The 24,278-nt window shown below is 74.1% G+C and carries 22 protein-coding genes; 8 read left to right on the top strand and 14 right to left on the bottom strand.

The window, feature by feature from the left end; genetic code table 11:
• Positions 1-7: 7 nt before the first annotated feature.
• Both ACI799_RS10730 and ACI799_RS10725 read right to left on the bottom strand, forming a co-directional pair.
• Complete coding sequence (locus ACI799_RS10730) at positions 8-190, bottom strand: hypothetical protein (RefSeq protein ID WP_456590939.1); 183 nt, start codon at positions 188-190, stop codon at positions 8-10.
• Between the two features lie 206 nt (positions 191-396).
• Positions 397-1,023: a DUF4245 domain-containing protein gene (locus ACI799_RS10725; protein ID WP_456590940.1), complete on the bottom strand. Its 627-nt coding sequence runs from the start codon at positions 1,021-1,023 to the stop codon at positions 397-399.
• A gap of 173 nt (positions 1,024-1,196) precedes the next feature.
• On the opposite strand from ACI799_RS10725, the gene glpX reads away from it, so the two are divergent.
• On the top strand, positions 1,197-2,249 hold the full coding sequence (gene glpX, locus ACI799_RS10720; RefSeq protein WP_456590941.1) for a class II fructose-bisphosphatase: 1,053 nt from the start codon (positions 1,197-1,199) through the stop codon (positions 2,247-2,249).
• Positions 2,250-2,320: 71 nt separating this feature from the next.
• On the opposite strand, the gene ACI799_RS10715 is transcribed toward glpX, so the two are convergent.
• Positions 2,321-2,986, bottom strand: coding sequence for a DUF1707 domain-containing protein (locus tag ACI799_RS10715; RefSeq protein WP_456613057.1), 666 nt, complete (start codon positions 2,984-2,986; stop codon positions 2,321-2,323).
• A gap of 58 nt (positions 2,987-3,044) precedes the next feature.
• Complete coding sequence (locus ACI799_RS10710; RefSeq protein ID WP_456590943.1) at positions 3,045-3,707, bottom strand: hypothetical protein; 663 nt, start codon at positions 3,705-3,707, stop codon at positions 3,045-3,047.
• Between the two features lie 171 nt (positions 3,708-3,878).
• Between ACI799_RS10710 and ACI799_RS10705 the strand changes: the two genes are divergently transcribed.
• Positions 3,879-5,309 (top strand): class II fumarate hydratase, encoded by a 1,431-nt coding sequence (locus ACI799_RS10705; protein ID WP_456613056.1) that lies wholly within the window; start codon positions 3,879-3,881, stop codon positions 5,307-5,309.
• 314 nt (positions 5,310-5,623) lie between these two features.
• Positions 5,624-6,913, top strand: coding sequence for a DegT/DnrJ/EryC1/StrS family aminotransferase (locus tag ACI799_RS10700; RefSeq protein ID WP_456613055.1), 1,290 nt, complete (start codon positions 5,624-5,626; stop codon positions 6,911-6,913).
• A 38-nt stretch (positions 6,914-6,951) separates the two neighbouring features.
• On the opposite strand, the gene ACI799_RS10695 is transcribed toward ACI799_RS10700, so the two are convergent.
• The gene (locus ACI799_RS10695) at positions 6,952-7,596 is read right to left on the bottom strand and encodes a NeuD/PglB/VioB family sugar acetyltransferase (protein ID WP_456613054.1); all 645 of its coding nucleotides are present in this window, start codon (positions 7,594-7,596) and stop codon (positions 6,952-6,954) included.
• Positions 7,597-7,781: 185 nt separating this feature from the next.
• Here ACI799_RS10695 and ACI799_RS10690 point away from each other — a divergent pair, with 185 nt between their 5' ends.
• From ACI799_RS10690 to ACI799_RS10675, 4 genes are all read left to right on the top strand, one after another.
• Positions 7,782-11,960, top strand: coding sequence for an FkbM family methyltransferase (locus tag ACI799_RS10690; protein ID WP_456613053.1), 4,179 nt, complete (start codon positions 7,782-7,784; stop codon positions 11,958-11,960).
• Between the two features lie 175 nt (positions 11,961-12,135).
• On the top strand, positions 12,136-13,437 hold the full coding sequence (locus ACI799_RS10685; protein ID WP_456613052.1) for a citrate synthase: 1,302 nt from the start codon (positions 12,136-12,138) through the stop codon (positions 13,435-13,437).
• Between the two features lie 140 nt (positions 13,438-13,577).
• A complete protein-coding gene (locus ACI799_RS10680) occupies positions 13,578-13,769 on the top strand; it encodes a hypothetical protein (protein ID WP_456590946.1) in 192 nt (63 codons plus the stop codon).
• Positions 13,770-13,938: 169 nt separating this feature from the next.
• Complete coding sequence (locus ACI799_RS10675; protein WP_456590947.1) at positions 13,939-16,074, top strand: NlpC/P60 family protein; 2,136 nt, start codon at positions 13,939-13,941, stop codon at positions 16,072-16,074.
• A 21-nt stretch (positions 16,075-16,095) separates the two neighbouring features.
• Here ACI799_RS10675 and ACI799_RS10670 read toward each other — a convergent pair whose 3' ends face one another.
• From ACI799_RS10670 to ACI799_RS10630, 9 genes are all read right to left on the bottom strand, one after another.
• Positions 16,096-16,863 (bottom strand): hypothetical protein, encoded by a 768-nt coding sequence (locus ACI799_RS10670; RefSeq protein ID WP_456613051.1) that lies wholly within the window; start codon positions 16,861-16,863, stop codon positions 16,096-16,098.
• Complete coding sequence (locus ACI799_RS10665) at positions 16,860-17,207, bottom strand: hypothetical protein (protein ID WP_456590949.1); 348 nt, start codon at positions 17,205-17,207, stop codon at positions 16,860-16,862. The genes ACI799_RS10670 and ACI799_RS10665 overlap by 4 nt, the downstream gene beginning before the upstream one ends.
• A gap of 328 nt (positions 17,208-17,535) precedes the next feature.
• A complete protein-coding gene (locus ACI799_RS10660) occupies positions 17,536-18,636 on the bottom strand; it encodes a flagellar biosynthesis protein FliA (protein WP_456613050.1) in 1,101 nt (366 codons plus the stop codon).
• A 71-nt stretch (positions 18,637-18,707) separates the two neighbouring features.
• Complete coding sequence (locus ACI799_RS10655; RefSeq protein ID WP_456590951.1) at positions 18,708-19,214, bottom strand: hypothetical protein; 507 nt, start codon at positions 19,212-19,214, stop codon at positions 18,708-18,710.
• 201 nt (positions 19,215-19,415) lie between these two features.
• The gene (csrA, locus tag ACI799_RS10650) at positions 19,416-19,718 is read right to left on the bottom strand and encodes a carbon storage regulator CsrA (protein ID WP_456590952.1); all 303 of its coding nucleotides are present in this window, start codon (positions 19,716-19,718) and stop codon (positions 19,416-19,418) included.
• Positions 19,719-19,810: 92 nt separating this feature from the next.
• On the bottom strand, positions 19,811-20,254 hold the full coding sequence (gene fliW / locus ACI799_RS10645; RefSeq protein ID WP_456613049.1) for a flagellar assembly protein FliW: 444 nt from the start codon (positions 20,252-20,254) through the stop codon (positions 19,811-19,813).
• Positions 20,254-21,144, bottom strand: coding sequence for a flagellar hook-associated protein FlgL (gene flgL / locus ACI799_RS10640; protein ID WP_456590954.1), 891 nt, complete (start codon positions 21,142-21,144; stop codon positions 20,254-20,256). Before flgL ends, fliW begins: the two co-directional genes overlap by 1 nt.
• 5 nt (positions 21,145-21,149) lie before the next feature.
• On the bottom strand, positions 21,150-22,550 hold the full coding sequence (flgK, locus tag ACI799_RS10635; RefSeq protein ID WP_456590955.1) for a flagellar hook-associated protein FlgK: 1,401 nt from the start codon (positions 22,548-22,550) through the stop codon (positions 21,150-21,152).
• Between the two features lies 1 nt (position 22,551).
• Positions 22,552-23,046, bottom strand: a complete 495-nt coding sequence (locus tag ACI799_RS10630) for a flagellar protein FlgN (RefSeq protein ID WP_456590956.1) — start codon at positions 23,044-23,046, stop codon at positions 22,552-22,554.
• Positions 23,047-23,299: 253 nt separating this feature from the next.
• Between ACI799_RS10630 and ACI799_RS10625 the strand changes: the two genes are divergently transcribed.
• Entirely contained in the window at positions 23,300-24,199 is a 900-nt protein-coding gene (locus ACI799_RS10625; protein WP_456613048.1) for a sigma-70 family RNA polymerase sigma factor, read from the top strand.
• Positions 24,200-24,278: the final 79 nt, after the last annotated feature.

The raw sequence follows: 24,278 nt of genomic DNA, 5'->3' as shown, positions 1-24,278 counted from the left end.
GAGGAGCTCAGGCGGGAGAACGCACGCCGGCGTCCGGGGCGATCACCAGGCCGGCCTCGGCGAAGGCCGCCAGCACCCGGTCGACCCGCTGCTGGAGCGCGGAAGACCCCACCGCCCCCTCGTCGAGGCAGCGGGCCAGCACGTCCCGCACGTCCACCCCGGCGGGGGCGGCGGGGATGCGCGTCACCATGCCGCAGGCGCACGACCCACCCTCGGCCGGGGCCCGGTGATCACTACGGGGGCACTCCTCGTGTGGCGGCATCCGGGGTCTCCTCGTGGACGGTCGGGTCAGTGGCTGATGCCCGACAGCGTCACCCCTGCCGGCCGTCCCGGCCCGCGACGCACCGGGGCGTCACCCTCTCGTGACCTGCGTCGCACGCTGTACCCCCTCGCGGGTCAGCCCCGGAAGGGGGCGACCGCCGCGGCCACCTCGCGCAGCTCGTCGTCCGCGGCCGAGCCGGTGACGACCAGCGTGACCCCGTCGGCGACCCGCGAGAACGCCGTCTCGCCCCGCTGCGTCGTCGACCGGGTCCACCGCTCGCCGTCGATCTCCGCCCCGCCGTCCTCCGTCGCGCCGTCGAGCACGGCGTCGACGGCGTCGGCGTCCGCGTCGTCGCTCACCACGTATCCGGCGTAGTCACCCGCCGGCGTCACGTACCCCAGCTGCACGGTGACCGGCGCCCCCTCGGGGCCGGTGCCGGCATCGGTGCGCACGCTCGTCGGGCGGTAGTCCTCACCGAGCGAGGGCACCAGCAGGGCGTACTCCGACTCCGCCTCGGCCAGCCGCAGCGTGCTCGTGGGGTCGATCTCCCGCACCGGGTCGTCCGGGTTGTTGCGGAAGGCCTGCCAGGCCACGATCAGCAGGCAGATGACCACGAGCGGGACGAGCGAGCGGAGCATGTTCGCCGCGCTCATCCGGTTGGCCCGCTCGGCGGCGGACGACGGCGGCGGGACCTCGGCCTCGGGCCCGGCCACGTCATCGGGGTGCTGGGGACGCTGGCTCGTAGGGCCGGATCCGGTCATGCCCCTAGGATCGCAGGTGAGCTCTCCCCCCACCGCCGCCCAGCGCCCGTGCGGCCTCCTGTCGATCCGGTTCTGCCGGAGCGGCCGGTCGCAGGGTCGCCCCGGCTCCGTCCCGGGCCCCACCCCGAGCTCACGAGGGGTGGGGAGGACGGGGTCCTTCTCCAGGAGGTCCTGTGTCGCTCCCCTTCCCCGACGCCCCCGTCTCCCCGGCCTCCGGGCGCCCGTTCAGCGCCGATCGACCGGCGCCCGACCGCAACCTGGCCATGGAGCTCGTGCGGGTCACCGAGGCGGGCGCCATGGCGGCCGGTCGCTGGGTGGGCCGCGGCGACAAGATCGGTGGTGACGGCGCGGCCGTCGATGCGATGCGCGCGCTCATCGGCACGGTGAGCATGAAGGGCGTCGTCGTGATCGGCGAGGGCGAGAAGGACGAGGCGCCGATGCTCTACAACGGCGAGCAGGTCGGGGACGGGCAGGGGCCGGAGTGCGACGTCGCCGTCGACCCGGTCGACGGCACCACGCTGATGGCCAAGGGCATGCCCAACGCCATCGCCGTCATGGCGGTCGCCGAGCGGGGCGCCATGTACGACCCGTCGGCCGTCTTCTACATGGAGAAGCTGGCCACCGGCCCGGCCGCGGCCGACGTCGTGGACATCACCGCGCCGGTCGCCGAGAACATCCGGCGCATCGCGAAGGCCAAGCGCAGCTCGGTCGGTGACGTGACCGTCTGCATCCTCGACCGCCCGCGGCACGAGCAGCTGGTGCACGAGGTGCGCGAGGCCGGGGCGCGGATCAAGTTCATCACCGACGGCGACGTCGCGGGCGCGATCGCCGCCGCCCGCGAGGGCACCGGAGTGGACCTGCTGCTCGGCATCGGCGGCACGCCCGAAGGGATCATCACCGCCTGCGCCCTCAAGTGCATGGGCGGCGCGCTCCAGGGCCGGCTGTGGCCCAAGGACGACGACGAGCGGCAGAAGGCGCTGGACGCCGGGCACGACCTCGACCGCGTCCTGCACATCGACGACCTGGTGCGCGGCGACGTCTTCTTCGTGGCCACCGGCATCACCGACGGCGAGCTGCTGCGCGGGGTCCGCTACAGCGCCGGTGGGTGCACCACCCAGTCGCTGGTCATGCGCTCCCGGTCGGGCACCATCCGCTCGATCGACAGCCTGCACTCGCTGGAGAAGCTGCGCGCCTACTCCGCCGTGCCCTTCGACCGCGAGGACTGAAAGAGGACCCTGCTGCCCCCACCGCTCGCGGGCTCGCGGCGGGCCCCTGCAGCAGGGCCAGGCCGTGCCGGTCAGGGCAAGGGCGGACGAGGCGGCGGGGGCTGCGGCGGCTGTCCCGGGCGACCGGCGAGTCGCTCCATCAGCGCGGCCCACCGGCTCGCCGACTCCCCCGGGGCGAGGCTGCGCAGCCGGAGGTCACCGAAGATCGTCCTCGCGTGGACGACGACCAGCGGCGTACCCGCCAGCCTCGGCACCGGTGCCAGCTCGACCTTGCGGTCGCCGAAGACGGTCCCGCCGTGCATCTCCCCGTCCACCCCCTCGGCCAGGATGACGTCGATGTCGCCGAAGACGGTGCTGAGCGTCAGGTCGATCCGGTCGGCGCCGGTCCGCAGACCGCGCAGGTCGATGCGGATGTCGCCGAAGACCGTGCCGGCCCGCTGCGGCGGGGTCGTCGCGACCGTCAGCGTGATGTCACCGAAGACGCTCGACACCTCTTCGGCCGCACGCTGCCCCACGATCTCCACGCGCGGCGAGGCGTCGGGCGGCAGATCGGCCACCAGCTGGTCGAGCTCGGCACGGGTGATCGCCGCGTAGGCCGCCTCCGCGCGCTGCCCGAACTCGTCGAGGTCGATGCGGCCCTCGCCGACGGCCGTCTGCAGCTGCGCCACCACCGCCTCCCGTTCGGCGTCGGAGACACGCACGGCCGGTGGAGGGGACGGGTCCTCGGGAGAGCTCACGCACCGGGACGCTAGCCGAGGAGATCGCCGCGCAGGTCCCGGTCCAGCCCAGCTCGGTTCAGCCCAGCTCGGTGCAGGCCATCACCGTGTAGGCCTTGACCCGGCCCCCGCAGGTGCTCGCGTACTGCTCGTAGGCCGACAGGGGCGGCGACTCGTACATCAGGTCGTCGCAGGCCTGCAGCTCCCCGTCGAAGCAGCCCTGCGCGTAGGCGTCGAGGATCGGGTCCGGCCCGAGGTCGCCGGGCTCCACCGGCGGGGACTCCTCGACGGCCCCGCCCGGCGCGCCGGCGTACCAGCCGCCCATCTCCTCGTCCAGGTACTCGCCCGCGTCCTCCATCTGCGCCCGCGAACCCTCGACCATCCCCTCGCGGATGCCGTCGGTCAGCGCCGGGCCGAGCTCCGCCGCCACGGCCCGGCCGACGTCCTCCGCGCCACCCAGCACCACGGCGCTCAGCAGCAGCGTGGTCGCCGCGGCCCCCACGGCCAGCCCCCCCACCGCCGCGCCCGCGATCGCCCAGCGGCCACGGTGCGACGGCGCGGCAGCGGGGGCCGGCGCGAGCGGCGCCGGCGTCGGCTGCCAGGCGGCGGCGGACGCCCAGTCCGGCACCGGCTGGGCACCCGGCGCCGGCCAGTCCGCCGCCGGAGCCGGCCAGCTCGGATCGCCCGGCTGCTGCGGGGACGACGGAACGCCGGCGTCCGGCGTCGGGGGCGGCTGGGACATGGGGCCCTCCTCGGGGGCTCGTGCCGGCTCGGCACCGTGGCAGCGCACAGCACTGCGGCGCGCACCCCTCTCCTCGGCGGCCCGCGCGAGGGCGGGACCGACCGGGACCCCCAGGGGTGTCTAGGGTCCCGTGCGGAGCACTGTCACCATCCACACCACCGGGAGCACAGCGTGGCCCAGCAGAACGGCGCAGCGCAGGACGGCAGCGGTCAGGACACCCCCGACTTCCGCATCGAGCACGACTCCATGGGAGAGGTCCGCGTTCCCTCCTGGGCCAAGTGGCGGGCGCAGACCCAGCGTGCCGTCGAGAACTTCCCCATCTCCGGCACGCCCATCGAGCGGGAGCTGATCGGGGCGCTCGCGGCGATCAAGGGAGCGGCGGCCGCCGTCAACGCCGACCTCGGCGTCCTCGACCGGTCGATCGCCGACGCCGTCACCGAGGCCGCCGGGACCGTGGCCCGCGGCGACTGGGACGCGCACTTCCCGATCGACGTCTTCCAGACCGGCTCGGGCACGTCGAGCAACATGAACACCAACGAGGTCATCGCCTCGCTGGCCACCGAGTCCCTCGGCGCGCCGGTGCACCCGAACGACCACGTCAACGCCTCGCAGTCGTCCAACGACGTCTTCCCGTCGGCGATCCACATCGCCGCCACCCGCGCCATCGTCGCCACCCTGATCCCGGCGCTGCGGCACCTCGAGGCCTCGCTCGAGCGGAAGGCGGAGGAGTTCGCGGAGGTCGTGAAGAGCGGCCGCACCCACCTCATGGACGCCACCCCGGTGACCCTCGGCCAGGAGTTCGGGGGCTACGCCGCCGCCGTCCGCTACGGGATCGAGCGGCTGGAGGCCTCGCTGCCGCGCATCGGCGAGCTGCCCCTCGGGGGCACCGCCGTCGGGACCGGCATCAACACCCCGCCCGGCTTCGCCGCCGCGATCATCGAGAAGCTGGCCGGTCAGATGGAGCTGCCGCTGACGGAGGCCCGCAACCACTTCGAGGCGCAGAGCTCCCGCGACGCGCTGGTCGAGGGCTCGGGCCAGCTGAAGACGATCGCCGTCGGCCTGATCAAGATCGCCAACGACCTGCGCTGGATGGGCTCCGGCCCGCGCACGGGGCTCGGCGAGATCGCCCTCCCCGACCTGCAGCCGGGCAGCTCGATCATGCCGGGCAAGGTCAACCCGGTGATCCCCGAGGCGGTGATCCAGGTCGGCGCCCAGGTGATCGGCAACGACGCCGCGGTCACCTACGCGGGCACCACCGGCGTCTTCGAGCTCAACGTGACGTTGCCGCTCATGGCCCGCAACATCCTCGAGTCGATCCGGCTCCTGGCCAACGTCAGCCGGCTGCTCGCCGACCGGTGCGTCGACGGCATCACCGCCAACGTGGAGCAGTGCCGCACCTACGCCGAGTCCTCCCCCTCGATCGTCACGCCGCTGAACAAGTACATCGGGTACGAGGAGGCGGCCAAGGTCGCCAAGCAGTCGCTGGCCGAGCAGAAGACGATCCGCCAGGTCGTCGTCGAGCGCGGCTACGTGGAGCAGGGCAAGCTCACCGAGGCCCAGCTCGACGAGGCTCTCGACGTCCTCTCCATGACCCACCCCTGACCCAGGGACCGTCCCGGGCCGGCGCGGCGCCGGCCCGGGACGGCTGGGACTCCTGAGGCCGGTGGCATCTCCGAGCCCTCGAGTCGCTGCGCAACCGAACCGTGACGGCGAGTCGCGGGAGGGAACGGCCCGTCGCGGGGGTGAGGATCCTCCCGTCCGGAGTCGGGCCGGGAGAACCCCGCCCGGAGCTCCCCCGGCCCCCGTGTGGTCGATGCGCGCTCCACAGCACCCGAGCCGGGCACGCCGTCGGGACCGTCGGCGGGCGCCACGGGTGTCCGCCCCGGGCGGGCCCTGTCACGTGAGGAGCGCACCCGGTGGTCGCACACGAGCTGATCCGATTCCAGGCTCCCGAGCTGCCCGGCCTGCGCGAGGTCGAGCCCTGGTTCGCCGAGGCCGAGCGGCTTCGCTGGTTCTCCAACGGCGGTCCGTGCGTGGCGCGGCTGGAGCGGGCGTGCGCCGACCGCCTGGGACTCGAGCACCCCGGTGTGGCGGTGAACAACGCGACGTCCGGGCTGATGGTGGCGCTGCGCGCCTGCCTCGGCACCCCGCAGGGCGAGCGCAGGCTGGTCGCGGTGCCCTCGTTCACCTTCGTCGCCAGCGTCAACGCGGTCGTCTGGGCAGGGTTCGAGCCGGTGTTCGTCGACATCGACCCGGACGACTGGCAGCCCTCCCGGGAGTCGCTCGCCCGGCTGCGCGGCCTGCGCGGCGCCCTCGCCGGGGTGCTGCAGTGCTCCACCTTCGGTACCGCCCCCAGCCGGGCGCGCCGCACCTCCCTGGCCGCCGCGGCGCTCGACCTGGGCGTGCCGGTCGTCGTCGACTCCGCGGCCGGGTTCGGCGCCGTCGACGAGGACGGCCGCCCGCTCGGCGACCAGGGTGACGCGGAGGTCTTCAGCTTCCACGCCACGAAGCCGTTCGCGATCGGCGAGGGCGGCCTCGTCACCTCCCGCTCGGCTGCGGTCCTCGACGCACTGGGCGAGCTCATCAACTTCGGGTTCGACCAGACCCGCTCGGTGACCGGGCACCTGGGGATCAACGGCAAGATGCCGGAGCTGACGGCAGCCGTGGGCCTGGCGGTGCTCGACCGTTTCGACGAGGTGCTGGCCCACCGCCGCGCGGCGGCCGCCTGGCTGCGCGCCGAGCTCGAACCCACCGGCGTCGCGTTCCAGGCGGGCTCCGCGGGGTCGACGTTCCAGTTCGTCCCGGCCGCGCTGCCCACCCCGGAGACGCGCAACCACCTGATGCAGAAGGCGCACGACGCCCGGATCGAGGTCCGCGCGTACTTCGACCCACCGATGCACCAGCTCCCGGCGCTCGCGTCCACCCGACGGGTGGGCGACCTGCCGGTCACCGAGTCGCTGTCCCAGCGGATCGTCGGCCTCCCCATGGCCAACGACATCAGCGCGAACGCCTTGGAGCGGATCCGGGACCTGGTGCGCAGCGCCGTCACGACGGCGCCGCGAGGCGCCGGCAGCCGCGTCCGGCCCCGGCCGGCGACCACTCCCGCCGTCGTGGACGGCATCCCGCACCCCCGGGAGACACTGGCAGACAGCGTGGCGGAGCGCACCGGCAGCGCTGCGGTGACCGCGCCCCGAGCGGTGCCGTGAATCCAGCGCTGCCGGTCGTGGCCGAGCGCGCGGTGCGCTCAGCCGGGACCCAGCGGGCGCGCGGGGTTGCCGGCGACCGTCGTCCCCGGGGCGACGTCGTGGACGACCACCGCTCCCCCACCCACCACGGCACCGCGCCCGATCCGGCGGTCGGGCAGCACGACGGCGCCGATCCCGAGGAACACGTCGTCCTCGACCACGACCCCGCCCGCCAGCAGCACGCCGGGGCTCAACGACACCTGGTCGCCGAGCCGGACGTCGTGGCTCAGCGAGCAGCCCGTGTTGATCTGGCAGTGGCGACCGAGCGCGACGTTCGTGCTGATGTGGCTCCGGGGGAAGATCACCAGGCCGGGCGCCGTCCGCACGGCGTCCGGGACGGTGCTCAGCGGGCTCACCGCCTGGGCCGGCTCCAGGCCCCGGCCCTCGGCGAGCGCCACGAACCGTCGCCGCAGCGCCGGGTCACCGACCGCCGGGAGGTAGTGGGTGGCGTCCACCGGGAAGGCCTCGACCAGCTCGTAGCCCCGGTCCCGGACCAGCGCCGCTGCCACCGCGGTGGTCCACCCCGGCTCGGCGAAGACCGTCGTCCGCTCCTGGGCCGGCGCGTCGGGGAGGGACTCCAGCACGTCGAGCACCTCGCGCGCGTGCCCGCCCGCGCCCATCACGACCAGTCGTCGCACTGCCACCCCAGGGTTGTCCGACCTCGCCCGCCCCTCGGACGTGTCCAGACCCATCTTGGCCGACCGCGACCCACCCGCCCCGGACCCACGCGCCCCGGGCTCCCCCCGTGCCCGTTCCGTTCCCGGGACGAGCGCGGGGACCGCGTCCTCGCCGTCCTCCCGCCCTGCTCCTCGAAAGGCGAACACCGCGCATGACTGCTCCCCGTGTGAGCGTGCTCCTGGTCAACCACGACGACGGCGAGCTCCTCGAGCGCGCGCTGGAGTCCGTCCGCAGCCAGCGGCTCGACGAGGCCATCGAGGTCGTCGTCGTCGACGAGGCGTCCGGTGACCGGACGCGGCCGGGGGTCGCGGCGTGGTCGGAGCGGGTGGCCGTCGAGGTGCGTGTCGTCACCGGCGAGACCGAGCCCGGCGCCGCGCTGGGCCTCCACCGCGGGTTCGCCGCGTGCCGCGGCCGTTACGTCGCCGTGCTCGCAGGCGACGACGAGTGGTCGTCGACCGACGAGTTGCGGCGTCAGGTGGAGCTGCTGGACACGCACCCGCACCTGTCCATGGCGGCGACGGGCGCACCCGGCCACGACGGCGACCGCGGCGGCCACGTCGAGGCAACCGCCGGGCGCCTGGTGCAGCGGGACGTCGCGGTGACGTGGAGCCGCGCCACGTACCGGGCCGAGGTGCTGGAACGGCTCCACCCGGAGATCTTCGAGACGACGGACCACGACTGGCTGATCGCCCTGGCCGTGAGCGGCTACGGGCCGGTGGGACTGCTGCCGGGCGCCGCGCCGGCGCACCGGGCGCCCCGGGAGCGCGTGGGCTCCCTCGTGTCGGGCCACCTGCACCTGCTGGCGCCCGGCGTCGTCCGGGAGCTGGGTGCGGCCACCGGCGCCTCGGACGATCCCGCGGACGAGTCGGCCGCCGAGCCCCCGGCCTCCGTGGCCGCACCGGACGGGGCCCGCGGGATCGTGGTGCTCGACGACTACTTCCCCACCAAGGGAACCGGGTTCCGGATCGCGGAGTTCGACTGGATGCTCCGGCACGGTGTCGTCGCCGAGGTGATGACGACGGTCTCGGACCTACGGCCGCTGGTCGCCGAGTACGCGACCCTCCACCCGGAGACGCACCGGCAGATCTCGCCGTACGACACCCGCCGGTTCGCGGAGTTCGAGTGCGCGTCGGTGATGTTCCTCAACAACGCCGCGCACTTCCTGGCGGACATGGAGCGAGACGGGCTGCCGTTCGTGCTGACGCTGTACCCGGGCGGTGGGTTGAACCTGGGCACGCCTCGCACGGAGCGGATGCTGAAGCGGGTCCTCGCCTCACCACAGCTCAAGCACGTGATCACGACCCAGCCGGTGGTGACCGAGCTCGTCACCGCGAGGACCGGCGGGTCCGTCCCGGTCACCGAGATCCTGGGCGTGACCGTCGACCCCGGCTACCTCAGGCCCGGTCCGGGGCTGCGCACGAACTACTTCGGCACCGGGAAGCCCCTCCTGGACATCTGCTTCGTCGCGTTCCGCTACACCTCCGACGGCTCGGACAAGGGATGGCCGGTCTTCCTGCAGACCATGCGCCGGCTCACGGACGCCGGTCTCCCCGTCCGGGGCCATGTCGTCGGTGGGTTCGGTCCGGCCGACGTCGGCGCGGAGGACTCGGATCTCCCCCTGAGCTTCACGGCCACGCTGAGCACTCCCGAGCTGCGCGCCTTCTACGAGGGCATGGACGTCATCGTCTCCCCGACGGCGCCGGGGCGGCTCGCCCCCGGCGCCTTCGACGGCTTCCCCACCGGCTCCTGCGTCGAGGCGGCCCTGTGCGGGGTCGCGCTGGTCGCGACCGACCCGCTGGACCAGAACCGCCTCTACACCGACGGCCGTGACATCCACATGCCGCGCGCGGACGCCGCCGACATCGCGTCACGGATCCTCGACATGGTGTCCGAGCCCGACGGCGTGCGCCGGATCGCCCAGGCCGGCCTGCGGACGACCCGGCGCGCCTACGGCGTCGACGCGCAGCTGGAGACCAGGCGCCGCGTCCTGGAGGCCGCCCGGGCGGCCGGACGCGACCCGGACGCCGCCGTCCCGACCGATCCCCTGGTGAGCATCCTCGTACCGACGTACAACGGCGAACGGTTCCTCCGGGCGGCCCTGCGGTCCGCGCTCGGGCAGAGCCACCGCAACATCGAGGTGATCGTCGGCGACGACGGGTCGACCGACCGCACGGCCGAGATCCTGGCGTCGGTAGCGGCCGAGGACGCACGGGTCCGCGTGCTCCGGTTCGACCCGAACATCGGCCCGCTGGAGAACCCCCGTCGGCTGCTGGCCGAGGCGCGGGGTGAGTACATCAAGTTCCTCATGCACGACGACGTGCTCGGGACCGACTGCGTCCGTGAGCTGGTCCGCGGCCTGGAGTCCTTCCCCGAGGCGACGATGGCCTTCTCCCACCGGGTGCTGATCGGCGAGGACGGCAAGCCCGTGCCCGGCCACGAGTTCCCCAAGCTGATGGACCGGCCGGGACTGGTCGAGGGCCCGCCGCTGGGCGACCTCGTCCTGCTGAACTGCGCGAACGTGATCGGTGAGCCCACCACGGTGCTGTTCCGCCGCGAGGAGGTCGACCCCGAGGAGCTCTGGATGATCGACGGCCGCACCGTCGACGTGCTCAACGACGTCCAGCTCTGGCTGCACCTGCTCGCCAAGGGCCCGGCCTACTACACCCCCCGCTCCCTGAGCCGGTTCCGCTCCCACGGCGGGCAGAACTCGTCCAACCCGCGCTACGTCGGCCGGGGCGAACGCGACTGGTCGCGGCTGGCCGACTGGGGCGCGCGCAACGGCTTCCTGGCCGGGCCGGGGCACGCACGGCGGGCCCAGGCCCGGGCCCTGCTCGAGGCAGCGGGTCGGGTGCACCAGCTCATCGACACCCCCGACCACGGCGCCGCGCTCGAGGCCGCCCACCTGTCGGTGGCCGCCCTCGTGGAGCTCCTCCGGCCGACGCCGGAGACCCGCTCCCTGGGCCTGCCCGAGCGGGCGCACGGCCCCGCCGTCCGGGAGCGGCTGGCGCAGGAGCTGGACGTCTGGACGCGTGAGTACCCCGTCGCCCTGGCCGCTCCCGTCCTCGACCCGGCGGAGGTGGGCGCGACGGTGCAGGCCCTCCGGGAGGTCCTGGCGGCCGGGGTGGCCCAGCAGGCCATGGTGGCGGTGCCCGAGGCGGACCTCGACCGCGCCGTCCCGCTGCTGGAGACCGCCCTCGCCGCCGGACCGGACATCGACCTGGAGCTGGTGACCGCCGACGACCCGGCGATGCTGCTGCCCGAACCGTGGCTGGCCGTCGTCCCCCGCCACCGCTGGTGGCACGACGGACGCGCCCTGGCGACCTGGGTGTTCGACCTCCCGGTCAGCGCCGGCGCGGACCAGCCGGCGCTGAGCCGGCTCCGCCTCGCGGACTGCCGGGAGGTCCTCGCCGACCTGCAGGGGCAGATCGGGGACCACAGCGCCATGTGGGCAGCGCTGACGGAGGCGGAGTTCCAGCGCTCGGGGCGCCGCACCGACCTGGTCTCCCGGGTGGACGGTCGGTTCGTCCAGGACTTCGAGCGCAGCCGCGCCGGCGTCCCCGCGGACCGGCGGTACTTCACCGGCACCCAGGCCGGCGGCATCCGGTACCTCGGGGATGCCCGGGACTGGCCGTCTGCGCTGCACGCCGTCGACCCGGCGTGCAACAGCACCCTCATCGACGCGCTCCGGAGCGAGCTCTCCCGGCGTCCGGGCGACTATGTCGACGTGGGCACCAACATCGGCGTGGTGGCGGCGAGCATGGCCGCGCACCTGGCGCCGTCCGGCCAGGTCCTCGCCTTCGAGCCCTCGCCGGAGACGATGCGGCTGGCCGCCTCCACCATGGCGCTCAACGACGCCGCGAACGTGACTCTCTGCAACGCCGCGGTCAGCGACACCGACGGCCCGCTGGTCTTCAACGCGACCCCGGGCAACAGCGCGATCGCCTCCGCGCGACGGCACTCCTTCAGCCTGCTCAACGAGTGCCGGCAGGTGACCGTCCCGGCGGTCCGGCTGGACACGCTGCACGCGGCCGGCGAGCTCGACCGCGTCACGCTGGTCAAGATCGACGTCGAGGGCCATGAACCGAGCGTGCTCCGCGGCGCCCTGGAGTTCATCGCCGCGGTCCGGCCCACCGTCGTCTACGAGTACACGCCCGTGGCCGCGGCGGACCACGGCTGGACGCAGGAGGAGTCGATCGCGCTGCTGAGCCGCGCGGGGGACTTCGAGTTCAGCGCCCTCGCCGAGAGCGACGGCCAGGTGCTGCCCTTCCCCCTGCCGGCCGGCTACCTCGGCCAGGTGAACGTGTTCGCCCGACCTGTGCGGCCGTCCTGACGGCGGAGCGTGACCGGTACCCCGTCGGGGGACGCCGTTCCCCCGGTGACCGGCACCGGCCTCGAACCTCATCCCCCCGCCGAGGGCCCCGCCCCTGGCACCGACCGCGGCACGCCGGCGGGACACGCCCGTCAGCCTCCCGCGACCTCTCGGCAACCAGTAACGTGCCGATCTGATGAGCGAATCAGCGAGCACCGACGACGTAGCCCTGCGCTGGAGTGGCGGCGAGCTTCCCCTCCGGGAGGTTCCGGCCGCGGAGGGCGCGCCGGGCCTCGACACCAGCAAGCTGCTGGCGACGACCGGCAAGGTCGCGCTGGACATCGGCTTCGTGAACACCGCCTCGTGCACCTCGGCGATCACCTACATCGACGGGGATGCGGGGATCCTGCGCTACCGCGGCTACCCGATCGACCAGCTCGCGGAGAAGTCCAGCTTCCTCGAGGTCACCTACCTGCTGATCTACGGCGAGCTGCCGACCGCCGACGAGCTGGCCGCCTTCGACCAGAAGCTGCGGCGCCACACGCTGCTGCACGAGGACCTCAAGCAGTTCTTCAACGGCTTCCCGCGGGACGCGCACCCCATGCCGGTGCTCTCCTCGGCCGTCAGCGCGCTGTCGACCTTCTACCAGGACTCGCTGGACCCCTTCGACGAGGACCACGTGGAGATCAGCACGCTCCGCCTGCTCGCGAAGCTGCCGACGATCGCCGCGTACGCGTACAAGAAGTCGGTCGGTCAGCCGTTCCTGTACCCGGACAACTCGCTGCGCCTGGTGGAGAACTTCCTGCGGATGACGTTCGGCTTCCCCGCCGAGCCCTACGACGTCGACCCGGACCTGGCCAAGGCGCTGGACATGCTCTTCGTCCTGCACGCCGACCACGAGCAGAACTGCTCGACCTCCACGGTCCGGCTGGTGGGGTCCTCGCACGCCAACCTGTTCGCCTCGGTCTCCGCCGGCATCAACGCGCTCTTCGGCCCGCTGCACGGCGGGGCCAACCAGTCGGTGCTGGAGATGCTGGAGGCGATCCGGGCCGACGGCGGGGACATCCCGCGCTTCGTCGAGCGGGTGAAGAACAAGGAGCCCGGCGTCAAGCTCATGGGCTTCGGCCACCGGGTGTACAAGAACTACGACCCCCGCGCGGCCATCGTGAAGTCGACGGCCGACACGGTGCTCGACAAGCTCGGCGGCAACAACGAGCTGCTCGACCTGGCGCGCCAGCTCGAGGAGATCGCGCTGAAGGACGAGTTCTTCATCCAGCGCAAGCTCTACCCGAACGTCGACTTCTACACCGGGCTGATCTACCAGGCGATGGGCTTCCCGACACGCATGTTCACCGTGCTGTTCGCGCTCGGCCGGCTGCCCGGCTGGATCGCGCAGTGGCGCGAGATGATCGCCGACCCGAGCACGAAGATCGGGCGTCCCCGGCAGCTCTACACCGGCGCGACCGAACGGGACTACGTCCCCCTCGACGCGCGCTGAGCGAGGACCCCGCCCCTCGTCCCTCGCCGGCCCGTTACGGGGCCTGACCGGGCCGGGTGACCCTCCAGGTCACCCGGCCCGTTGCGTCCCCGGGCGCGATCCCTACGGTGGGTGCGACCCCGCTCTCGGAAGGACCGCGCATGGCCGAGCTCCCCGACGAGGACCTCCTCGTCCTGCCGCCCATGCCCTTGGCGACCGGCCGGTTGCTGGAGCCCGACGGCGACGGCCCGCCCGTCCGCATCACGAAGCTGGAGTTCGTCGTCTCCACAGAGGACGGCGGCGAGCTGCGGATCCCCCTGGAACACCGGCACGGCGCCTGGTGGGCGCCCTGAGCCGCCTGCTCGGCGACTCCCCCCAGGTTCACCCCACCCCGAACGGGTGATCCCCTCCCCCTCGTTCTTCAAGCACCTCCCCCGGCGTGTCGATGGATGTGCGGAGAGCTCCTGACCACAGCAGCACCAGGAGCCCCATCCGTCACGACGAGATCGCCCGGGGGACGCAGTGCCTGCTTCGCGGACACCCGGGCGTGCGGCTGCCCCGCGCACCGCGCGGTCCACCAGCGCCGGCCGCACCGCGGCCGGCACCCGTACCGCCCCCCGGTCGTCGGCTGCCCGCACCTCGTCGGCCCGCAGCAGCGCGAGCGGCGGGAAGCGCTCCCCGGCCCGACCGCCCCTGACCCCGGCGCAGGCCGCGGCACTGCGCGACGCGCTGGCCCTGCGCCAGGCGGCCGCCGCCCGCCCCGGCGTCACGCCCGAGCAGCTGGCCGCGGCCCGGGCGGCCGTCGCCGCCCGCTCCGGCGGGACCGGCACCCGCTCCGGTAGCACCGGCAGCCGCTCTGGTGGCGCCGGCGCGCGGCGCCCGGCGCCCGGGTCCGCGGCCGGCCGTGGGCGCCCCGCCACCGGCCGGGCCGCGACTCGACGCACCCCCAGCCGACGGCGGCGCACCGGCGGCACCCGGCGTCCCGGTTCCCGCTGGTCGGCCCGCCTCGGCGTCATCGCCACCAGCGCCCTCCTCATCCCGGCCGCCCTGGCGGTGCTGCTGCCCGGGACGCAGTCGCCCGACGGTGGCGGCTCGGCCCTCGATCCCACCGCGCTGGCGCTCACCGCGCGCAGCTCCCTGCTGGAGCAGGCGGACCGCTACCACCGGCTGGCCGACGAGGCCGGACGGGCCCGCGACCGGCTGACGGACGCGCTGACCGCCGAGGACGCGGTGCGCGCCGAGCTCGCCACCATGCGGCACGCCGTCGGCGCCGGCGCGGCGCAGCTCTACCGGGCCGACGGCACCAGCCGGTACCCGGTGCTCGGCCTGGACCTCGACCGGCCCGCTACCACCTCCGCGACGTTCACCCGGGTGGCCATCGCCGACCGGGCCGGGCGGGCGCTGGAGGGCAGCGTGGTCCGGGCGGAGCGCGCCGCCGCCCGGCTGCAGGCAGCCTCCTCCCGCGTGGCGGACGCCCGCGCCGCCCTGCGGGTCGCCGAACAGCGCGCCGCCGGCGTCCTCGCCGCCGTGCGCGACGAGGTGGGCGAGCTCCCCCCCGAGGTCACCGGCCGGCTCGCCGGTCTCGGGGCGATCCCCGCGGCCGGTCCCCAGCAGCAGCGCAACGAGGCCGCCACGCGGCGCTGGCAGGACTACCTCGGGCGCCTGGCCGGTGCGGGGCTCGTGCCGCCGCCGGCTGCCGCGCTGGCCGATGCCGCCACGTTCCCCCCGGGCCTGTCCCCGGCACTGGACGCCGACGGCCGGCCGATCCCGGGCGTGGCCTGGGCCGTCATCGGCAGCGAACCGGTGACGGTGCTGCCGGCCGAGACCGTGGCCGCGGTCAGCAACGCCCTCTCACAGCTCGGCAAGCCCTTCGTCGCGGGGACCGCGGGGCCGGAGACCTACGACTGCGGTGGCTTCACCGCCGGCACCTGGCTGCTGGCCGGGTACGCCCTGCCCGGTGACCCCGCGGCCCAGTGGGCAACCGGCGCACCGGTGCCGGCGCGCGACGTGCAGATCGGCGACCTGGTCTTCGCCCCCGGCGGGCAGGACGTCGGCATCTACCTGGGCGACGGGCAGGTCATCGGCGCCTCCGCCGCCTCCTACCAGGTGGCCGTCCGCTCGATGGCGGCCGGCTCGTCGGCGGTACGGGTGACCCTGCCCCGCCCGGTCGAGCCCAGCCCGGCGCTCCCCGCCGGCGGCGGGACCGGCGCGTGCGGCGCTCCCCTTCCGGCGCCGGGCCCCGTGAGCCCGGCGTGGGGCGGCTGGTCCAACGGCCGGATCCCGGCCGAGGCGCTGTGCCGGCTGGGGGTGGCCGGGCACGCGCTGCGGTGCGACGCGGCCGCCGCCTACGCCCAGCTGGACGCCGCCTTCACCGCCGAGTTCGGCACCCCGCTGCACCTCACCGACTCCTACCGCTCCTTCGGCGGCCAGGTGGCGGCCTACTACGCCAAGCCCACCCTGGCGGCCGTGCCCGGGACGTCCAACCACGGCTGGGCGCTGGCGATCGACCTCGGCGGCGGGATCAACGTGGCCCACACCCCGCAGTGGAACTGGATGACGGCCAACGCCGCGCGCTTCGGCTTCGTGCAGCCGGAGTGGGCCCGGCCCGGTGCGGAGAAGCCCGAGCCCTGGCACTGGGAGTACGGCTACATCTCCTGAGCGACGGGCGGCCGGCGGTGCTCAGATCCAGGGCAGGTCGACGACGTCCCGCCAGGGCAGCGTCACACTGGCCTCGCTGGCCTGCCCGGCCAGCCGTCGGGCCACCCCGGGATCCGCGCAGACCACCGGCCGGTGCGGGGTCACGACCACGTGCATGTCGGGCAGCGCGAGGCCCGCGGCAGCGATGCGCTGCCGCATCAGCTCCGGGGCGACCAGGGCCGCCGACGCGAGCACCGGCACCGCGCGGTGCGACCACAGCGCCAACGGCCCCTCGACGCGCAGCTCCGGTGACACCTCGTGGGCCCGGCCGGTCGCCGCGGAGCGGACACGGTGCAGCTCGACCGTGCGCGCCGCCGGTGAGGGGACCCAGGGCACGGCGAGTTCACCGCGCACGACGACGACGGTCCAGCCCACCGCCGTCTCGGACCGGTCCGACCAGTCCAGCACGGCGATCCCCTCGCCGGCGGCGGCCGCGTCCGTCACGGGCCGACGGGCCACCCACGTGCCCAGCGCAGCGGCGATGCCCGCGGTCGTGCCCGGGATCCCCGCCCGGCTCATGTCCTCGGCGAGGTCGGTCAGCGGCACCCGCTGCACCCGCTCGTCCTCCTCGACGTGCAGCACGGTGCCCGCACCCGGTCGCCTGACGAGCCCCAGGCGCAGGCGCTGCGAGGACAGCCGCGGCAGCAGCTGCGCGGCCACGTCGTGCAGGTCGACGACGTCGACGGGCGTGGTCCGGAACCGCTGCAGCAGACGCGTGGACGAGGTGGTGCCGAACGGTCCGGGGGTCACGGGCGGTCCCCGGCACCGAGGAGGCCGCGCAGCCGGGCCGGCAGCGCCGGCAGGCCGAGGACCGCGGCGAGCTCGGCCCGGCTGAGCCGGACGGGGAGGACGTCCTCGTCCCACCCGGTGGCCAGGCGGACCCGTGCGGTGGAGGCGGGCCAGACCGCCTCGCGCGCGGCGGCCACGTGCAGCTCGGTCAGCACGTCGTGCAGGTGGATGCTGGCCACCGGGTGAACGGCGCTGTCGTCCAGGGCGGTGCGCACGGATGCGGCGAGCAGCTCGCGGGCGGTCGCGTCCAGCCAGTGCGGCACGAGCGCCGGGCACCCGGCGTCGCCCGCGGGCAGCGCGCTCACCGGGCACCGCTCCGGTACCACGCCCTGGGCCCCGGGCCCGGCGCATGGGCCGGGCGGCGGTTCCTCGGGCGGGGTGTCACGAGGTGGATATCGGCAGGCTCGGACCGACTTCGACCCGCCGACGGGTCCTTTTCCGGCTCGATTCTCCCGGGCGTGTCCGCCCACGCCACCCCGCCCCGCACGTCACCGCTCTGCGCGGCGCACATGCCGAGATCCCGTGATCTCGACCGCTCCCCTGCGGGGCGACGGCCGAGATCACGGGATCTCGATGGCCTTGTCCGGTGGCTCGCCCCGCGTCTGCGCGGGGTGCGAGGGCCGGGGTCCTTCCTCAGTCCGCGAGCTCGGCCAGCCGGTCCTTGAGCGCCTTCTCGACCCGGTCGGCGTAGACGTTCATGTTGCGCACCGAGGTGTTGAGGTCGGCCGACAGCTGGGTCTTGGTCCGCCCACCCCAGGTCGTCAGGTACCAGGTCGCCCAGCCGAGCACGTTGGGCTGGCCGGCCCGCTGATCGCGGCGGGCGTCCGGGTCGGGAGCGCACGCGGCCGTGAGGGCGTGGGAGAGCAGCGTCTGCTCGGCCTCCCCCATGATCTCGTCCGGCGCCTCGGAGGAGTCGGGCAGCAGGATCTCGGTGGCCTCGGGCGCCCCGTCCAGCGATTGCAGGTTCCGCAGCCCGTTCAGCGTGGCGACGGTCTGGGAGTTGCGCCGCAAGGTGGCGACGCTCTGCCCCATGTAGGCGGCGAGCTCCTTCTCGCTGGGGCGGCGCTGGTGCTCCGCCATGAACGCCGCGATCGCCTTCTGCTGCTTGTGCTCGGTGTCGGCCGCGGTGCGCCCGTGGGCGTTGCGCCCCAGGTCGTGCACCCACTTGGACAGCTGGGTGGCCAAAAAGGCACCGAACGGAACGGACTTGTTCTCGTCGTATTGCGCGACCGCCTTGAGGATCCACTCGTAGACCTGCTGGCCGAGGTCGTCGGGGTCGGGCAGGTGCAGGCGGATCGTGCTCATGTTGCGCTGCAGGCGCTTGAGGCTGACCGGCCCGTAGTGCCGGCACAGGTCGTCGAGGAAGGCCGGCGGCAGGTCGCGCGGCGCGCGCCGGCGGACGCCGGTCTCCGCGCGCAGCCCGATGGTGGTGGTGCCCCGGCCGGCACACCAGGCCTTGACCCAGTCGGCGAGCACGGCGGCGGTTCCGCAGGCGCCGTCCACCCGGTAGAGACCGTCACCCTGGTCGTAGCTGACCGTGACGCCCTCGGGCAGGTCCCGGCGGAACTCGTCGAGCGGCAGCTCGTGGTCCACCCGGAAGTGCACCCGGTCGCGCGGGGTGATGGGCGCCAGCGCCCACCCGTCGGCCTCGGGGATCCCCCCGAAGACGAGGGGCTCGCGGGTACGGGGTCGGTCGTCGGTGGTGGACGTCGGGAACGGGACGCGGTCGGGCATCGGTACTCCTGGGCACTACGGGGAAGAAGGGGGTGCCGGGCGGCCGGCACCCCGCACTGCACGGGAGGCCGTCAGGCCGGGATGCGCTCCCCCGGGCCAGGGCGGCGCGGCGCGGGGACGGGCGAGGCCGGCGCCGAGGCGTCGGGCAGCGCCTCGAACATGTCGGCGCCCAGGGCGTCGGCACGGGCGGCACCGACGGCGGCGTGCTCGAGCAGCGTCGTAGCCGCGGCGCGCTCGGCACCGCTGGGCTCGGCCGTGTAGACCGGCATGTGGTCGTAGAGCGAGGTGAACACCGCCGATACGAACGCGTACGCCGCCTGGGCCTGCGGCGAGAACTTCGCCACCGCTGCCCGGGGTCCGAGATCGACGCCGACGGTCACCCGGACGACGCGGTCGTCCTTGCTGAGGCCGGTGACCGCGACGACCACGCCCTCGTGCTCAGCGGCCAGCGCCGCGAGCGCCGCGAGGCACTTGCGGGTGGCGCCCCGGCGGGGTCGCAGCTGCACGTGGACCACCACGGACTCCTGGTCGCCGGTCTGGTCCCCCGCCACCGAAGCGGTGCATGCGTTACGTGCCATCTTGATCGCCCCCTGTCACTTGCCTGGGGAGGAATCTGCCGCATGCACGCTGCGGACACGGCACACAACTCGCTGTGTCCATCGCAGTAGTCAGGGCGAAGCTTCGGCAAGAGTTGCCCGTGTCGCGGTCGCCCAGCCCCATCGGGCCGTCAGATTGGCGCGGACTGCCGAGGAGCACCCCCCGACAGCCGTGCAGTTCTGTCAGTCGCCGGGGCGCGCCGCCTCGGCCGGACGCGGGCTCTCCGCGCCGGCGCCGTCGGGGTCGGCGTCCGACTGGGCCGTGGGCGCGAACGCCGCCAGCGCGCCGAGCGCGTCCGCGGTGACCTGGGCCGCCAGCAGGTTCGCCTCGGCGATCTGCCGGTAGACCTCCTCGCGGTGGATGGTGACCTCGCGCGGGGCCTTGAAGCCCAGTCGCACGGTGCCTCCGCGCACCTCGACGACGTGGACCTCGATGTCGTCGCCGATGCGGATCGTCTCGCCGACGCTGCGGGTGAGTGTGAGCACGAGTACCCCTCCATGGGTGTGTGGGTGGCCGTCCGTGGCGGTGCCCGCGGCTGCGGGCACGGGGCCGCGTCCCCGACGCGGCGGCACTGAGGTTATCGGCGCAGGCGCCGACGAAGAGGATGCGCACCGTCGGTCTGCACGACCTGCTGCGCCCGGTGCGTCGCGGGGGCGACGACTACCGGGGCCCGCAGGTTGGCCGTGGCCTCGGCGACGTCGCCACCGGGCACGCTGACCAGGCAGTAGACCCGGGCATCGGCCGGGTCGGTCAGACCCAGACCGGCCCGGACGTCGGCCGGGACGACCGGGGCGTACTCCGGGAAGAACTCCCGCGCCGGCACGGCGAGGAACCGGGGACCGTCCGGCGAGACCGCCTGCAGCCAGAAGAGCAGCCCGGCGGCGTCCCCGGCGACCAGCACGTAGTCGGAGTGGTCCGGGAACCCCGGCAGCGGCTCGGTGAACGACAGCACCTGCACCGGGGGCGGAGCCGGCGCCGTCGTCATCGGGCCCACTGCGGGGCTGTCGGCGAGGATGGTCATCAGCGCAGGTAGTCCATGAGCGTCGGCGAGATGGCCTTCGCCGTGGCCTGCAGCGCCGCCTGGTAGCCGACCTGCTGCATCTGCAGCCGCATGATGGTGTTCGGCAGGTCCACGTTCTCGACCCCGCCGAGCTGGGTCTCCAGGTTGAGCGCGAGGTCGCTGTTGATCTGCTGCTCGCGCTCGACCCGCGCCGCCCGGGCACCGACGTCGGCGACCCCGCCGAGCATCCGCTTCATCGCCGCGTCCAGGTCCACCAGCCCCTGGTCCAGGGCGGCGGGGTCGTTCACGAGGTCGTCGGCGATCCGGGCGACCAGGGCGAACAGGTCGGCCCCGGCCGGCCCGAAGGCCTCCGGCCCGGTCAGGTCCACACGGACCTCCTCGGTGAACGAGACCCGCCGCATGACGTCTGCGCCGTCGGCCCCCGCGATGCCCTGGAAGACCCCGGCGTCGCTGTAGGCCGTGGTGCCGGTGGTCACCCCGCCGAACACGGGGCGCCCCTGGATGGTGGTGTTCGCCAGCCCGAGCAGGCTCTCGCGCAGCGACGCCACCTCCGTGGCCAGCGCCCGCCGGCTGGCCTCGGACGAGCTGCCGGTGCTGGCCCCCTGCACGGTGAGGTCCCGGACCCGCCGGGTCACGTCGAGCATGTTCTGCAGCGTGGAGTCGGTGATCGACAGCCAGCTGTCGGCGTCGGAGATGTTGCGGCCGAACTGCTCGACCGCGGCCTGCTCCGACCGGAGCTGCATCGCCTTGTTCGTACCGGTCGGCGAGTCGGACGGCGCGTTGATGAGCTTGCCCGAGGTGAGCTGCTGCTGCAGCTTCCCGAACGCGTCGAGGTTACGGTTGAGGCCCTGCAGACTGGTGAGGGCGACGGCCTTCTGCGTGATGCGCACTCAGATCACAGCCCCACGCGGCCGGTGCGGTTGATCAGGACGTCGAGCATCTCGTCGATCGCCGAGACCAGCCGGCTCGCGGCCGAGTACGCGTGCTGGAAGGACAGCATGTTGGTCATCTCCTCGTCGAGGTTGACCCCGGCCACGGACTCCCGGGCGGCGTCCACCTGCCCGGTGATGACCGACTGGATGCCGAGGTTGCGCTGCGAGACCGCCGACTGGACACCCAGCTCGACGATCATCTTGCGGTAGGCGGCGTCCGGTGAGGCGACACCGTTGCCCAGCTGCGCGAGCTTGTCCGCATTCCCGCGGTCGAGGTTCGGGACGCCCGGGCCGATGGACGATGCCGCGACCTTCTGCGGGTCGGTGAGGACCACGGTGATGGACGAGGCCGTCACCGGTCCGCCCGAGGAGCCGATCAGCGGACCGCCCTGGAGGCCGTCGAGATCGTAGCCGTCGGCGTGCGCGGTGTTCAGCGCGGCGGCCAGGGACGAGGCGACGCCATCGAGCTCGGTGCGGTAGGTCGGCAGGATGGAGTTCAGCACGTGCAGCTGCCCTCCGGCGGCTCCTCCGACGGTGACCGCGAGCCCCCCGGTCGCGGTCACGATGCGCGGCGGGTCGCCGGCGGTACCGGCGGGGTCGATCGTGCCCTGGACGGCGAGCTTCGACGCCGTCCCACCGGCGACGAGCGTGACGCTGCCGACCAGCACGTCGACGACGCCACCGTCCCGCGGCCGCACCGACACCCCCACCTGGTCTGCGAGCTTCATGACCAGCAGGTCACGCTGGTCGGTGAGGTCGTTGGCCGGCAGGCCGCTCTGCGAGGCGCGCAGGATCGCCGTGTTCAGCTGGGCGATCGTGTCGGCCGCCGCGTTGACGTCGTCCACGAGGACGCCCAGGTTCTCGCGGGTCTGCTGCCACTGCCCGTCCAGCTGCGCGCTGCTGAAGTGCAGTCCCCCGACGAGCGTCTCCAGCCGCTTGAGCACCTGTCCCCGCGCAGCCGGGTCCTCCGGCTTGTTGGCCACGTCCTGCCATCCGCGCCACATGTCGGCCATGAGGTTCTGCAGGCCGGTGGTGCCCGGCTCGCGGAAGGCCTGCTCCACGAGCTGGTACGCGTCGGTCTCGGCGGTCAGCTGCGCCCGGTTGGCGTGCTCGGTGTGCCCGCGCCCCTCCAGGAAGGCGTCACGGATCCGCGTCACCTCGTCGGCGTTCACCCCACCACCGATGCCGTCGCCGGTGGAGTAGAAAGCCGGGACCGCGCTGCCGCCGATCGCCTGCATGTCGACCCGCTGGCGGGAGTACCCGTCGGTGTTGACGTTGGAGATGTTCTGGCCGGTGACGTCGAGCGCCCGGCGCTGCGCCCAGAGGGACGTGGTCGCGGTGTTCAGGAGGCTGAAGGTGCTCACGTCAGAGTGCTCCGTCCAGGGTGACCGCGCGGTAGGTGCCGTCGGAGTGCCGGCCGGTCGCGCCGTAGGTGCCGGCCGAGGACGACCGCGTCCGCGTGAGCGCGTCCCCGATGGCCGACAGGCCGCCCTCGATGAGCTCCCGGTTGGCGTCGGACAGGCTGCGCAGCTCGGTGATCAGCACCAGCAACGCCTCGTGGTGCTGGGCCAGGAGGTCGTTCCAGGGGGCGGGGGCGGCGTCGGCGACCTGCCGCAGGGAGGGGTCGCTCGCGAGGCCGAGCGTCCCCGCGATCGCCTCGGTGGCCGCGGACCGCTCCACCTCGAGGGTGCGCAGCTGGTCGAGGATCACCTCGATCTCGTGCGCGATGCGCGCCAGCCACCGGCTCTTGCCCGTGAGGATCAGGTACTGCTTCTCCTCGGCCTTGAAGAGCAGGAGGTCCAGGAGCTCCTGCTCCCGCCACAGCAACGTCGACAGGTGCTGGTAGTCCACTCCGTCCACCGCCTTCCGTCGTCTCGCTCGTGCTCGCGGTCCCCCGGCCCCCGGCCAGGACGACCCGCTGTCGGAGCTGGCATCGGCACCCGTCCGGAGGGGGTTGAGCCGAAGGGCGGAACTGGCGCTCAAGTTCGACAGGATTTGTGCCGACGGGTGGTGCCGACCTCGGTACCGACCGCCGAGAGATACGGACGTGACCCCAGTCCGTTCCCTCGCGACCGAGCGACCCCTCCGTGAGCGGCCCGCCCACGACCGGCCGTTGCGCGAACGCCCCCAGAACGGCCGGGTCCCGCACCCGGTCAAGGGGCGCTCCCCGCAGGAGGTCGACGCGCTGGTGACCGAACACCTGCCGCTGGCGGCGTTCGCCGTCAACGCCGTCGCCTCCCGCATCTCGCTCCCCGGCCACGTCAGCCGGGAGGACCTGCTGTCCTGCGCCCACGTGGCCCTGGTCGAGGTGGCACGACGGTTCGACCCGGACGCGGGCGCCTCCTTCGCCACCTACGCCCTGGCGCGGCTGCAGGGGGCGGTCCTGGACGAGCTGCGCTCCGGGGACTGGGCCAGCCGATCGGTGCGCGCCGCGGCCCGGCGGACCGACGCCGCCGCCGACGCGCTGACCATCAGCCTGGGCCGGCCGCCCACGCGCGAGGAGCTCGCGCAGAGCCTGGGTGTCGCCCGCAGCGAGCTGGATCACCTGCAGGTCGACGTCCACCGGGCCGTGATGATCAGCATCGACGCGGAGGTCGGCCCCGACGGGACGGCGCTCGACCTGCCCGACAGCGGCGAGTCGCCCGAACGCGCGGTCCTGCGGGGGGAACGCGCCCGGCACCTGCACGCGGCGATCCGGGCGCTGCCCGACCGGCTCGACGAGGTCGTCGAGCGGAATTTCTTCGGTGATGAATCACTGACCGACATCGCGGAAGACCTCGGAGTGACGCTGTCGCGCGTCTCGCAGATGCGCGCACGGGCACTCACCCTCCTGCACGCCGCCATGAGCGAGATCTGGGAAGGCAGGACGGTCCCCGCGGACGGCGGGGTGCGCGCACGCAACCAGCAACGCGCCTACGTCGACCGCGTGACCGGCCGTGCCGGCGGAGTGCCGGCCCCCCGCCGGCACGGCTCGTGGCCCGACGCCGGGGTGACGTCCGCCCGCTCGGCCTGAATCCCGGAAAAGTTCTCGGCACTCGGCTCAAGCGGTGCGCACGTGCCGCCGATGACCTAGGTGCACCGCCCCGCAGCAC

The sequence above is a fragment of the Blastococcus sp. SYSU DS0753 genome, from assembly GCF_054051175.1.
Note: the sequence above shows the minus strand (reverse complement) of the source record. Positions and strands in the feature narration are given on the sequence as shown.

Bases quoted from the DNA above. Each gene is read 5' to 3' on its own strand.
- ACI799_RS10690 (WP_456613053.1), top strand. From the start codon at position 7,782: ATGACTGCTCCCCGTGTGAGCGTGCTCCTGGTCAACCACGACGACGGC.
- ACI799_RS10680 (WP_456590946.1), top strand. From the start codon at position 13,578: ATGGCCGAGCTCCCCGACGAGGACCTCCTCGTCCTGCCGCCCATGCCC.
- ACI799_RS10710 (WP_456590943.1), bottom strand. From the start codon at position 3,707: ATGTCCCAGCCGCCCCCGACGCCGGACGCCGGCGTTCCGTCGTCCCCG.
- ACI799_RS10725 (WP_456590940.1), bottom strand. From the start codon at position 1,023: ATGACCGGATCCGGCCCTACGAGCCAGCGTCCCCAGCACCCCGATGAC.
- ACI799_RS10655 (WP_456590951.1), bottom strand. From the start codon at position 19,214: ATGGCACGTAACGCATGCACCGCTTCGGTGGCGGGGGACCAGACCGGC.
- fliW (WP_456613049.1), bottom strand. From the start codon at position 20,254: ATGACCATCCTCGCCGACAGCCCCGCAGTGGGCCCGATGACGACGGCG.
- ACI799_RS10730 (WP_456590939.1), bottom strand. From the start codon at position 190: ATGGTGACGCGCATCCCCGCCGCCCCCGCCGGGGTGGACGTGCGGGAC.
- ACI799_RS10660 (WP_456613050.1), bottom strand. From the start codon at position 18,636: ATGCCCGACCGCGTCCCGTTCCCGACGTCCACCACCGACGACCGACCC.
- ACI799_RS10685 (WP_456613052.1), top strand. From the start codon at position 12,136: ATGAGCGAATCAGCGAGCACCGACGACGTAGCCCTGCGCTGGAGTGGC.